The organism is Pseudomonas sp. AM14(2022) (assembly GCF_036346455.1).
GTDB lineage: Bacteria > Pseudomonadota > Gammaproteobacteria > Pseudomonadales > Pseudomonadaceae > Aquipseudomonas > Aquipseudomonas putida_A.
Window position 1 is genome coordinate 99,701 of record NZ_JAOTNY010000002.1, and the last position, 12,444, is coordinate 112,144.

A 12,444-nucleotide genomic window follows, 5' to 3' on the forward strand; every position below is an offset into this window, starting at 1 on the left:
CGCGCATGACTTTCGATTTTGATCAGCTATTCGACCGCCACAACACCGGCAGCACCAAGTGGAGCCGCTACCCGGCCGATGTGTTGCCGATGTGGGTCGCTGATATGGATTTCGCCGCGCCACCGGTGATCATCGAGGCATTGCAGCAGCGCCTGTTGCACCCACTGGTGGGTTACAGCGTGGCGCAGGACAACTTGCGTGAGGCGATCGTCGCCGACCTGTGGGACAAGTTCGCCTGGAAGGTCAAACCGCAGGAGCTGATCTTCCTGCCGGGCGTTGAATCCGGTTTCAACATGGCTTTGAAAGCGCTGGTGCAGCCGCAGCAAAACGTCGTGGTGCAGGTGCCGAACTACCCGCCGCTGCGGCATGCGCCGGGGCATTGGGGGCTGAACAAGGTCGAGCTGGAATTCATCCCTCAGGCCGATGGCACCTACGCCACCCCGCTGGAGACCTTGCGCGAATCGCTGAACGGCGGCGGCGCCCTGCTCCTGAGCAACCCGCACAACCCGATCGGCAAGGTGTTTGGCCGTGAGGAGCTGCAAGCCGTAGCGGATATCTGTGCGGCACAGGACGCCTGGATCATCTCCGACGAGATCCACGCCGAGCTGTGCTTCGACGGCCGCGTGCACATTCCGACCGCGTCCCTCAGCCCGGAAATCGCCAAGCGCACGATCACCCTGATGTCGGCGAGCAAGGCCTACAACATCGCCGGCCTCAAGACCTCGTTCATGATCATCCAGGACGCCGCCCTGCGCGAGCGCGTCAACCACGCCCGTTGCGGCATGGTCGACAGCGTCAACCCGCTGGGCATGGAAGCCACCCGCGTCGCCTACAGCGAAGGTGCGCCGTGGCTGGCCGAACTGAAAACCTATCTGCAGGCCAACCGCGACTGGTTGGTGGATGCGGTGCGCAACCGCTTGCCGGGGGTGACGATCAATGTGCCGCAAGGGACGTATCTGGCGTGGCTCGATTGCTCGGCGCTGGACCTGGACAATCCGCAACAGTTCTTCCTCGAACAGGCCAAAGTCGGCCTGAGCCCCGGTCTGGATTTCGGCGATCAGCACCAACAATTCGTGCGCCTGAACTTCGGCTGCCCGCGCTCGTTGCTAGAAGAAGGCATCAACCGCATGGAGCGCGCCCTGACAAACCGCAATATCTGAAAACACCACCAATCTGTAGGAGTGAGCCTGCTCGCGATAGCTGACTGACATTCCACATTAATGTCGGCTGATACACCGCCATCGCGAGCAGGCTCACTCCTACAATGGTTTTGTGGTCATCCAAAATCCGATCGAACTCACGGCAAACCGTCCGGGTCAACCACCCATACCTGCCCTGAGAACCTCGGAGATCTGTGATGACCGACTATCCAAAACCACCCTTCCCCGCACAAGCCCAAGCCGTCCCCGGTGCGCAAAGCAAAATGCAGCCGTATCCCGACTGCGGCGAGCAAAGCTACGTTGGCTCCGGGCGGCTGGCTGGCAAGATTGCGCTGATTACTGGTGCCGACAGCGGCATTGGCCGCGCGGTGGCGATTGCCTTTGCCCGTGAAGGTGCAGACGTGGTCGTGGCTTATCTGAATGAACATGAAGATGCCAAAGAGACCGCACGCTGGGTTGAACAGGCAGGCCGCCAATGCCTGTTGTTGTCCGGCGACCTCGCGCACAAGGCCCATTGCCAGGAACTGGTGGACAAGACCGTCGAACGCTTCGGGCGCATCGACATTCTGGTCAACAACGCTGCGTTCCAGATGACCCACGAAACCTTCGAAGAAATCCCCGACGAAGAATGGGTGATGACCTTCGACGTCAACATCACGGCGATTTTCCGGTTGTGCCAGGCAGCGATCAAACACATGCGCCCCGGCGCGTCGATCATCAACACCAGCTCGGTCAACTCGGACATGCCCAAACCGACCCTGCTCGCCTACGCCACCACCAAGGGCGCGATCGCCAACTTCACTGGCGGTCTGGCGCAGATCCTCGGGCCGAAAGAGATCCGCGTGAACTGCGTGGCCCCCGGACCAATCTGGACGCCGCTGATCGTCTCGACCATGCCCGATGAGGAAGTGCAGAACTTCGGCGGCAACACCCCGCTCGGCCGCCCGGGGCAACCGGTGGAAGTGGCGCCGATTTACGTGCTGCTGGCCTCCGATGAAGCCAGTTACATCACCGGGCAGCGCTATGGCGTTACCGGCGGCAAGCCGATGCTCTGAGCGGCGCGAGAAAAACTGAACCTGGCGGCATGACGTCCCTCCATACCTTTAAGAGCCCCAACCGGTCCGCAGGATCAGGAGGTCGTCATGTCCGCCCCGCTCATCAAACTCTTCACCCAGCCCAACTTCGTCTGGACTGACATCCGCCGCGAGGAAGAAGCCCATCCCCGCCACTATCTGGCGCATCTGCTGCTATTGGCGCTGATTCCCGCCGTGTGTCTGTTCCTCGGTACCACTTATGTCGGCTGGAGTCTGGCAGCCGGCGAGACCGTACGCTTGAGCACGGCCAGTGCACTGCAACTGAGCATTCTGCTGTATGTGGCGATTGTCGCCGGGGTCGCGATCATCGGCGGGTTCATCCGCTGGATGTCACGGACGTTCGACGCACGCCCCACGCTTAACCAGTGCATCGGTTTCGCTGCCTATACCGTGACGCCGTTCTTCGTCGCCGGGATCGCTGGCCTCTATCCGAGCCGCTGGCTGGCGATTCTGGTACTGGGTGCCGCGTCGGTGTATTCGACGTTCCTGCTATTCGTCGGCCTGCCGACGTTCATGCATGAACGCAAGGAACAGGGCCTGCTGTATTCGGCTTGCGTCTGGGGCGTCGGCCTGCTGGTGATGGTGACCATTCTGGTGTCGATGATTCTGCTGTGGTTCAACGTGCTCGCGCCCGAGTACTTGCGAACTACCGTTGGTTAACCCGGTGCCAACGCTGTCGTCGATGGACGGCCGAACATGAGCTTTGTCATCTGGGTCGCGGTGCTTGGCGCGGTGTTGCTGACCCTCGCGCTGACCTCGTCGTACCTGCGCTGGATGCCGGTCACCACTTCGGCCGTGTGCCTGCTGCTGGGGATCGGCATCGGCCCCAGCGGTCTGGATTTGCTGAAACTGTCACTGGAAAACGCTTCCGTATGGATGGAGCACCTCACGGAAGTGGCGGTACTGTTTTCGCTGTTTGTCTGCGGGCTGAAGTTGCGTCTGCCGCTGCGCGACAAGCGTTGGCGGATTGCGTTCGGACTGGCGGGCCCGGTGATGGTCGTGACCATCGCCGGGGTCAGCGTGTTGCTGCACTGGGGCCTGCAACTGTCGTGGGGGCCGTCGCTGTTGATCGGGGCGATGCTGGCGCCGACCGACCCGGTGCTGGCCGCGCTGGTGCAGGTCAACGACGCACGGGATGTCGACAGCGTGCGCTTCGGCCTTTCCGGAGAAGCCGGGCTCAATGACGGCATCGCGTTCCCGTTCGTGATTCTCGGATTGCTGCTGTTGCAGGCCGACGCGCAACCCGGCGCCTTGACCGATTGGGTGCTGCACGGCTTGCTCTGGGCGGTGCCGGTCGGTTTGCTCACCGGTTACTGGATGGGGCGCGGCATCGGTCGGTTGACGCTGTCGTTGCGCATCCGCAACGACGACAGCACCCTGAGCCCGAATGATTATCTGGCGCTGTCGCTGATTGCCCTGGCTTACGTCGGCGCAGATGCGATTGGCGGTTATGGTTTTCTGTCGGTATTCGCCGCGGGCCTCGGCTTGCGTCAGGAAGAAGTCAAATCCACCGGCGCCAGCCAGCCGCCCGCCGAACATCTGGTGCAACCGGTGGTCGGCCACCAGAACATCGAACCGCAGCACGCGGTGCACGGCGATACCGAACGACTGGAGAGCAGTCAGGTCGCCGCCGGCATCATGATGGGCGACATGCTCTCATTCGGCAGTCTGGTGGAACGGGCCATGGAAGTGTTTCTGGTGACCCTGCTCGGTGTGGTGCTGGTGCCGCATTGGGACTGGCGGGCACTGGTCATTGGCGCGGTGCTGTTCTGCGTGGTGCGTCCGGCCTGCGTCGCGTTGATGCCTTGGGGCACTTTGCTCGACGGTGGTCAGCGGCTGTTGATCGGTTGGTTCGGCATTCGCGGGATCGGCAGTCTGTTCTATCTGTTTTATGCCTTGAACCATGGCCTCAGTCCTTCAGTCGCGACGTTGTGCACCAACATCACCCTGTCCGTGGTAGCGCTGAGCATTTTACTGCATGGCATCAGCACCCAGCCGCTGCTGGCGCGCTACGAACAACGGCAAAAACGAAAAAACTGATTTTTCCGGCGGCAATATGTCGGGAAATCCATCGAAGTTTTTTCTGAAAATAAATGGATCCCTCGGCCAAAACCGACAGTCACAACCATAACCCCTCGCTGGATGCACTCGGCGAGGTCCGGCAGGTTCGGTTCCCCTGCGGCTTGCAGCCCATGAAGAGGAATCTTTGGATAACAAGGTCACGGTCATGAAAGAATGCTCGACTCCGGCACAAATCAAGGCTTGCAGGGCTTTGGCCCTGGAACGCAATCGTCAACTGTTCGAAGATGCCCACGCCCTCAACCGAGCGGCTTACGAGCTGCTGGAAGCGGACAATCTGGACCTCGAACAGTTTGAGCACTATCGAGCACTGCGCCGCAAAGCCGATGCGAAGTTCGAGGAAGCCATCGATCACTTGTGCGTCCTCAACGAAGACTTCCCGCCGATTCCAATGTCACCGCATCACTCGCAGGAATTGCGTCGGCAACTTGAAACCGTCGAATAAAGCACACAAGAAAAAGCCCGGCAGCGATGTCCGGGCTTTTTCTTTGGGCGGCGTTCAGCCCCCGGGGTTGGTCACCTGAATGAACACCGCGTAAGCCCCGAGCAGGATCCAGAACGTGGCGAAAATCCAGGGCGTGCGCACCGAAAACAACAGCGACTTGCGATAGCCCTTGTGGCTCGACTCCATTTCACTGAACAGCGGCGACTCGTCGTAAGCCATGCCCATGATCGGCTCGCTGCGCAACAACTCGCTCTGCTTGTAGTGCCAGTGATCGATGATGTCGTACGCCGCACGAATCCCCGGCCAGGCGTTGAGCGAACTGAGCAGCCCGAGCAGTGCGAGAAACGGCGGCACCACCAGCGTGAACAGCTTGCCCCACTCGGGGTTGAGGTTGGCCATGCACGAAGCGAAGGCAATCACCAGAAACGACTGCGCCGCCAGATAGGCATCGGTGCGATTGGCGAGGATGCTGGTTTCGTACTGGATTTCCTTGCGATAGAAGTCCAGCCGTTCCTTGGGTGAGCCGAACATCTTGGCGTCGTGTTCAGTCAGGTGCTCTTCAGCGCTGGGCTCAGTCAGTATGCGAGGCAAGGGACGCGCACTCCGTGGCGGGGAAACCTTTTAGAAGGCCCTCGCCACGGACAAGTTCAGGCGGATTCACTTCATCGACTGCGCGATGATTTCCGCCAGGTTGAGCTGGGTGAATGGCTTGGGCAGACGCGGCAATTGCGCGGCAAAGCCTTCCAGACGTTCGGCGTAACCGGTGGCCAGAATGATCGGCAGATCCGGCTTGAGCAAACGCACCGCATGCGCCAGTTGCGCGCCGCTCATCTGCGGCATGGCCATGTCGGTGATCATCAGGTCGATGACTTCGCCCTGCTCGAACAACGCCAGCGCCTTGGCACCGGACGTGGCGCTGATCACGCGATGGCCAAGGTCTTCGAGCAGCAGCGTGGTGCTGGTCATCACCAGCGAATCGTCGTCCACCACCAGAACGCTGAGGCGCGGCACCAACACCGGTTTGACCGCCGGGTAGAGGTTTTTTGCCGTCTCCCCGGCCAGCGCCACCGGTATCCACATTTCAGCGCGGGTGCCATGGCCTTTTTCGCTCTTGAGAATGAAACGGCCGCCCAGTTGCTCGATAAAACCATGCACCATCGACAGGCCCAGCCCGGTGCCCTTGCCCACGCCCTTGGTGGTGAAAAACGGATCCCTGGCCGAACCCAGCGTGGCTTCGTCCATGCCCTCGCCCGTGTCGATCACGCTCAGGCACACATAGTGCCCGGCCGCCATTGATGAATGGCTTTGCTCAAGCACGACTTCAGGCTGCGCGGTAATGCACAGGCTGCCACCGTCGACCATGGCGTCGCGGGCGTTGGTCGCCAGATTGAGCAAGGCCAGTTCCAGTTGGTTGCTGTCGGCCAGCACCGGTTGCAGATCCTCGGGAAAGCGTGTCTCGATGCGAATCCCGGGGCCTATCGAGCTGCGCAACAGTCCGGTGATGCCTTGCACCAGTTGCGGGATATCGACCGGCTCGGTCTTGAGTTCCTGACGGCGGGCGAAGGCCAGCATGCGTTGGGTCAGCGATACGCCACGCAACGCACCCTGCGTGGCGTTTTCCAGCAGACGGCTGTTTTTCGGATCGTCACCGATGCGCTTTTGCAGAATCTCCAGATTGCCCAGAATCACCGTCAGCAGATTGTTGAAGTCATGGGCGATGCCGCCGCTGAGCTGACCGATGGCTTGCATCTTCTGCGCCTGAAACAGCGCTTCGCGGGTCTTTTCCAGCGCCACTTGCGACTCATGGGCTTCGGTGACATCGCGGGTGATCTTGGCAAACCCGAGCAGCGTGCCGGTTTCGCCGCGAATGGCATCGACCACCACGTGGGCCAGAAACCGCGTGCCATCCTTGCGCATGCGCCAGCTCTTGTTCTCGAAACGGCCCTCGCGGGTGGCAATCTCCAGTGCCCGTTGCGGTTCGCCGGCCACGCGGTCTTCCGGGGTGTAGAAAATCGAAAAATGCTGGCCGATGATTTCTTCCGGCTGGTACCCCTTGATCCGCTGGGCGCCCTGATTCCAGTTGCTCACACGACCTTCGGGGCTGAGCATGTAGATCGCATAATCGGTGACACCCTGCACCAGCAGGCGAAACTGCTGTTCGCTTTGCTTGAGGGTTTCCTCGGCCATTTTGCGGTCGGTCAGGTCACGGGTGATCTTGGCATAGCCGAGCACTTTGCCGTTGGGATCAATGATCGGATCGATGACCACATGGCACCAGAAGCTGGTGCCATCCTTGCGCACCCGCCAGCCCTCGCCTTCGAAGCGTCCTTCGCGCAGAGCCGTGTCGAGCGCGCGTTGCGGCAGGCCCGCCACACGATCATCGGCGGTATAGAAGCGCGAGAAATGCTCGCCGAGAATCTCCGCCTCTTCGTAGCCCTTGAAGCGTTTCGCGCCGGAGTTCCAGCTGGTGATGATGCCGTCTGGATCGATCATGTAAATCGCATAATCGACCACCGCATCGATCAGCAGACGAAAACGCATCTCCTCGATCGCGGCAGTTTTGCTCGGGTTGTCACTCATCAGGTTCACCGCTGGTTTTCATTAGCGCAAGTATGCGGCAATCCGGCGCCATGGGAAGGTGCAAACGCGCTTCTATTCACGGCGTGATCAATGGGTTGATTGAGGACGAGTCGGTGCCGAGCGACCACCAGCGTGGCAGCAGTTGCTGAATGCGCGGTTCGGCGAAGCGGTCATCGATCAGCATCACCACGCCACGATCTTCACGGGTGCGGATCACCCGCCCGGCGGCCTGCACCACTTTCTGCACGCCCGGATACAGATAGGTGTAGTCGTAACCGGCGCCGAAAATCGCCGCCATGCGCTGTTTCAACTGTTCGTTGACCGGGTTGAGCTGGGCCAGCCCCAGGGTCGCAATGAACGCGCCGATCAGCCGTGCCCCGGGCAGGTCGATGCCCTCGCCGAACGCTCCGCCCAACACGGCGAAGCCGATGCCCTGGCTGTCGGCGGTGAACTGATCGAGAAAGGCCTGCCGCTGCCCTTCGGCCATGCCCCGGGACTGCTGCCACAGATTGATCTGCGGATGGCGTTCGGCGAGCAGCGTCAGCACTTGTTGCAGGTAATCGAAGCTGCTGAAGAACGCCAGGTAATTGCCCGGGCGCTCGCTGAACTGGCGGGCGATCAGCTCGACGATCGGTTCCAGCGACGCCTGGCGATGATTGAAGCGCGTGGAGATACGGCTGACGATCTGCACTTGCAGCTGTTCGGCGCTGAAGGGTGATTCGACGTCTATGCATACCGTGTCGGCGGGCGTGCCGAGCAGATCGGCGTAATAGCGTCGCGGGCTCAGCGTCGCCGAGAACAACACGCTGCTGCGCGCCGCTTTCAGCCGCGGGCCGATGAACGCCGCCGGCACCACGTTGCGCAGGCACAACTGCGACAGCGGCCGCTTGCGCTCAAGGTCGCGCTTACTGATGTCGAACAGGTAATGCTCGTCGAACAGCTCCGCCACCCGGCCGAACTGCAGCATGTCGAAATAGAAAGTTTGCAGCGCGCTGTCGAGTCCCTGCGGATGATCATTGAGGTAGTCGCCGATGGCCGCGCTGCACAGGGACACCGCTTGCAGCAGTTTCTCCGGGGCCTTGTCGTAGGCTTGATACGGCGCCAGTTGCGGCTGATGCAGCGCGTTCCACTCGCGGTTGACCCGTTGCAGGGATTTTTTCAGCACCTCGGGGGCCGTCTTGCGCACACTGGCCAGCGCGGCCTGATCGAGACTGGCGCTGTACATCGAACGCCCACGTTCGACCAGGTTGTGCGCTTCATCCGCCAGCACCGCAACCTTCCACTGATTGAGCTGGGCCAGACCGAACAGCAGCGCGCTGAAATCGAAGTAATAGTTGTAGTCCGCCACCACCACGTCGGCCCAGCGGGCCATTTCCTGGCTCAGGTAATACGGGCACACCGTGTGCTCACGGGCCACTTCACGCATCGCCGCCTGATCGAGCAGATTGATCCGGCTGGCCGCTTGGCGGGCGGCGGGCAGCCGATCATAAAAGCCCTGGGCCAACGGGCAGGACTCACCGTGACAGGCTTTGTCCGGGTGTTCGCAAGCCTTGTCGCGGGCGACCATCTCCAGCACCCGCAGCGGCAAGCGTTCAGACTGATCGAACAACACCTGACTGGCATCCAGCGCCAGTTTGCGCCCCGGGGTCTTGGCGGTCAGAAAGAACACCTTGTCCAGTTGCTGCGGCGCCAGTGCCTTGAGCATGGGGAACAGCGTGCCGAGGGTTTTACCGATCCCGGTGGGCGCCTGGGCCATCAGGCAGCGGCCGGTGCTGACCGCTTTGAACACCGATTCGGCCAGATGCCGCTGGCCGGGGCGAAAGTCGGCGTGGGGAAAGCTCAATTGCTGCGCGGCCAGATTGCGCGCCTCGCGATGGGCCATTTCCTGCTCGGCCCAGTCCAGAAACAACCGGCATTGTTGCTCGAAAAAGGCTTGCAAGTCGGGTGCATTGAAGGACTCGACCAGACAGGTTTCCTTTTCGCTGACGATGTCGAAATACACCAGTGCCAGATTGATCTGCTCAAGTTCAAGCTTGCGGCACATCAGCCAGCCGTAGATTTTCGCCTGCGCCCAATGCAACTGCCGATGGTTGGCCGGTTGCTTGCTCAGGTCACCGCGATAGGTTTTGACTTCTTCCAGACAGTTCTGCGCCGGGTCATAGCCGTCCGCCCTGCCCCTGACCTTCAACCGCAGAAACTCGCCTTCCAGTGCCACTTCGCTTTGGTATTTGTCGTTGCGCCGCGAGGCCACGGTGCGGTGCCCGAGCATGCCTTCGAGGGCTGTCGGCGAAGGGGTAAAACGCAGGTCGAGGTCGCCGGTCTTGGCGGTGAACTCGCATAGGGCACGGACGGCAATGCTGTAGCTCAAGCGCTCTGCTCCGCCCATTGCACGTAGCACACGGCGACCGGCATCTGGTGTTGGTGGCAAAATTCCAGCCAGCGCAGTTGGTTGTCCTGCAAGCGGTCACCGGGGCCTTTGACTTCGATCATCCGGTAGGTCTTGTGCTGCGGCCAGAACTGGATCAGATCCGGCATGCCGGCGCGATTGGCCTTGATGTCGAGCAGCAGGCGATTGAACCAGTGCTTGAGGTGTTCCGCCGGCAAACACGCCAGCGCCTGCTCCAGCAGTTGCTCATTCAACGCGCCCCAGAACACGAACGGCGACTGCACGCCCCATTTGGCGGCGAAGCGCTCACGAATGGTCGCCGCATAACGGCCGTCGTCGAGTTGGTCGAGGCAAGCCTGAAACAGTTCGGCGCGGCGTTGCTGAAAGTCTTCGTTGAGCAGATCCACCGGCCCGCGCTGGAACGGATGAAAGAACGCCCCCGGCAGCGGCGCAAAAATCGCCGGCCAGCACAACAGGCCGAACAGCGAGTTGATCAGGCTGTTCTCGACGTAGTGCACCGGGCCGCTGTCTTCGTGCAAATGCGCCTGCACGTAAAACTCCACAGACAATCCCGGATCAGTGCGCGGCAGTTGCAGATCGAGGCGCTCGACCGGGCGTGGCGTTGCCCGTTTGAGCGGCGGCCCGCCGAGTTTGCGACGCAGCCGTGGCAGCATCCGTTGCAGGCTCTGCTGTTCGGCGGCGCTTTCCGGCGCCTGTTCGGCGAGAGTGGCAAGCTCCAGCGCCAGTGCGTATTCGCCGCAGCGCTCCAGCACGCGGATCATTCGCTGACGGGCGCCGGGGTAGGTGCAATCGCGGTAAATGCTCAACGCCAGGGCGAACTCGGCGACGCGCTCGCAATACTGGCCGATCTGGAACAGCACCTTGCCGCGCCGCCGTTGCAGCCACGGGTTGTCGAACTGCAACGCGCTGACCTGCTCGACGATGATCTCCAACTGCTCACCGGCCTCGAAGCGTTGCTGGCACTGATGCAGGAACAGACAGGCGTCAACGTCTTCACGGCTGCGCAGGCCGCGGGAGTCAGCGCAGAACTCGACTTTTTCGTAGGTAAAGATCCCGAGGTCGGCGAGGACGAATTCCGACCAGTCCTGATACAGGTTGCCGAAGAACATCAGACGCAGGCGGTCGCACAGGTCCATGATGGTCAGGCTGAGCAAGCAGTCGCCGAGCGTCGGCGCCCAATCACAGAGGCTGCGCGACTCGCTGAATTGCTCGGCGAGCACCGGCAGCCAGTCGTCCTTGCGGCCCTTGGGTTGCTCGATAAAGCTGCCGAACGCCTGCAGCAGTTCAGCCTTGAGCAACACGTCGAACACTTCGGCCACGCTCAACAGAGCCTGATCGTCGAGCCAGCCGTGACGCAACAACGGCTGCGCGGCGTTGCTGATGTCCCCAATTTCCGGGTAGTTGAGTTTGCCGAGGCGGAAATGCACGCCCTTGCGCATTATCATGCGCACCAGCAAACCCTGCGAAGCGCGTGGCAAGGCCTTGAAGTCGCGAATAAAGCCGTGCTCGGATTCGCTCATCACATCGGCATAGCGAAGTTCAAGCCAATCAAGCACTTGCCAGAAGTTGTTGAGGTAATAGAACGGATCGTCGAGCGGGTTGGCAGTCACGGGAATTCAGGGCCATGGCGAGCGAATACTGGTTATGCGTACAGATACCAGCTCTGCCCTGTCTCCTGCAAACGGAAAAAGATCAGTGGCAGCGGCAATCGGGATTTTTTCAGGGTGCCATCGAACTTTTCCCGGTTCGACGGCACCAACCGCGTTAGAGACCGGATACGGTCAATTGATATGGAATGAGGTATTTGAGGTGGGTATGAACATCAAGACTCTGGGTCTTTCCCTGGCGGTAGCAGCCTTCCTGGCATTGGGCGGCTGCTCGACACCGACCGTGGTGACCTTGCAGAACGGCACTCAGTATTTGACCAAGGACATGCCGAAAACCAAGAACAAGGACGGGTTCTATGAGTTCGAGGATATTTCCGGGACCAAGGTGAAGGTCCGCTCCGATGAGGTCGCGACCGTACGCAAGGAAGACTGACACCCCGTTTTACCTGTAGGAGCTGCCGCAGGCTGCGATCTTTTGATTTTGATTTTAAAAACAAGATCAAAAGATCGCAGCCTGCGGCAGCTCCTACAGGGGAAGTGTTATCCGCCTGGGTTATTCGAAAGCAGGCAAACCCATAATGCTGTGATCACAGCTGAAATACTGCTCACCGCGCCGCGCCAGCTCGGCTTGCAGACGCCGGCAGCGTTCCAGATCCTGTTGGGTCATGCGGTCAATGCTCAGATTGCCAGTGGCTTGCGCCTGTTTGTCATCACCGCGCCGAAACGTCACGAACGGCTGTTCGGGCTGGATCTGAAACAGGCTTTTCTCTTCGACCGGCTCGGCTGCTTCGGTCTTCGCCGGTTTCGGCAATTGGTCACTGCTGATGCCGTAGCGGCTCAGAATCGAGGTTTGAGGCAGATCGGCCCAGGCATTGGCCGATAACAGCGCCAGTCCGACAATCCCGACATACCCCTTGAACCTTTTCACGTGTGCATCTCCTGTACTCAATGGCGGCTGGCTATAGAACGTGCGTGCACGTGCTGGCTTTAGGCCGCTTCTGCTGTTTGCACAGCTTTTGAGTCAGGGTGTGGCTGTTGAGTCACTTTTGATGCCAAGTTGTGGCGAGGGAGC

11 protein-coding genes are annotated in these 12,444 nt (G+C 60.7%); 6 read left to right on the forward strand and 5 right to left on the reverse strand.

Annotated features, from left to right (window positions below):
- Positions 1 to 5 precede the first annotated feature (5 nt).
- The 5 genes from V3W27_RS04145 (at position 6) to V3W27_RS04165 (ending at position 4,778) form a co-directional block, all read left to right on the forward strand.
- Positions 6 to 1,160 carry a MalY/PatB family protein gene (locus V3W27_RS04145; RefSeq protein WP_330205991.1) on the forward strand — a complete coding sequence of 385 codons (1,155 nt, stop codon included), beginning with the start codon at positions 6 to 8 and terminating at the stop codon, positions 1,158 to 1,160.
- 197 nt (positions 1,161 to 1,357) lie between these two features.
- On the forward strand, positions 1,358 to 2,215 hold the full coding sequence (locus V3W27_RS04150; RefSeq protein WP_330205992.1) for a glucose 1-dehydrogenase: 858 nt from the start codon (positions 1,358 to 1,360) through the stop codon (positions 2,213 to 2,215).
- Between the two features lie 87 nt (positions 2,216 to 2,302).
- Positions 2,303 to 2,914, forward strand: a complete 612-nt coding sequence (locus tag V3W27_RS04155) for a Yip1 family protein (protein WP_330205993.1) — start codon at positions 2,303 to 2,305, stop codon at positions 2,912 to 2,914.
- 36 nt (positions 2,915 to 2,950) lie between these two features.
- Positions 2,951 to 4,294, forward strand: a complete 1,344-nt coding sequence (locus V3W27_RS04160; protein WP_210557182.1) for a cation:proton antiporter — start codon at positions 2,951 to 2,953, stop codon at positions 4,292 to 4,294.
- Positions 4,295 to 4,481: 187 nt separating this feature from the next.
- Positions 4,482 to 4,778 carry a hypothetical protein gene (locus V3W27_RS04165; protein WP_007967009.1) on the forward strand — a complete coding sequence of 99 codons (297 nt, stop codon included), beginning with the start codon at positions 4,482 to 4,484 and terminating at the stop codon, positions 4,776 to 4,778.
- Between the two features lie 54 nt (positions 4,779 to 4,832).
- On the opposite strand, the gene V3W27_RS04170 is transcribed toward V3W27_RS04165, so the two are convergent.
- The 4 genes from V3W27_RS04170 to V3W27_RS04185 all read right to left on the reverse strand — a co-directional run bounded on the left by V3W27_RS04170 (position 4,833) and on the right by V3W27_RS04185 (position 11,375).
- A complete protein-coding gene (locus tag V3W27_RS04170; protein WP_007967008.1) occupies positions 4,833 to 5,369 on the reverse strand; it encodes a hypothetical protein in 537 nt (178 codons plus the stop codon).
- A gap of 66 nt (positions 5,370 to 5,435) precedes the next feature.
- Positions 5,436 to 7,358, reverse strand: a complete 1,923-nt coding sequence (locus V3W27_RS04175; protein WP_330205994.1) for a hybrid sensor histidine kinase/response regulator — start codon at positions 7,356 to 7,358, stop codon at positions 5,436 to 5,438.
- 76 nt (positions 7,359 to 7,434) lie between these two features.
- Positions 7,435 to 9,726 carry an ATP-dependent DNA helicase gene (locus tag V3W27_RS04180; RefSeq protein ID WP_330205995.1) on the reverse strand — a complete coding sequence of 764 codons (2,292 nt, stop codon included), beginning with the start codon at positions 9,724 to 9,726 and terminating at the stop codon, positions 7,435 to 7,437.
- Entirely contained in the window at positions 9,723 to 11,375 is a 1,653-nt protein-coding gene (locus tag V3W27_RS04185) for a VRR-NUC domain-containing protein (protein ID WP_330205996.1), read from the reverse strand. Before V3W27_RS04185 ends, V3W27_RS04180 begins: the two co-directional genes overlap by 4 nt.
- A gap of 205 nt (positions 11,376 to 11,580) precedes the next feature.
- Between V3W27_RS04185 and V3W27_RS04190 the strand changes: the two genes are divergently transcribed.
- Entirely contained in the window at positions 11,581 to 11,805 is a 225-nt protein-coding gene (locus V3W27_RS04190) for a YgdI/YgdR family lipoprotein (RefSeq protein ID WP_183779884.1), read from the forward strand.
- Between the two features lie 120 nt (positions 11,806 to 11,925).
- Here the strand turns inward: V3W27_RS04190 and V3W27_RS04195 are convergent, their stop codons facing one another.
- Positions 11,926 to 12,300: a hypothetical protein gene (locus V3W27_RS04195; RefSeq protein ID WP_097087458.1), complete on the reverse strand. Its 375-nt coding sequence runs from the start codon at positions 12,298 to 12,300 to the stop codon at positions 11,926 to 11,928.
- Between the last annotated feature and the right edge of the window lie 144 nt (positions 12,301 to 12,444).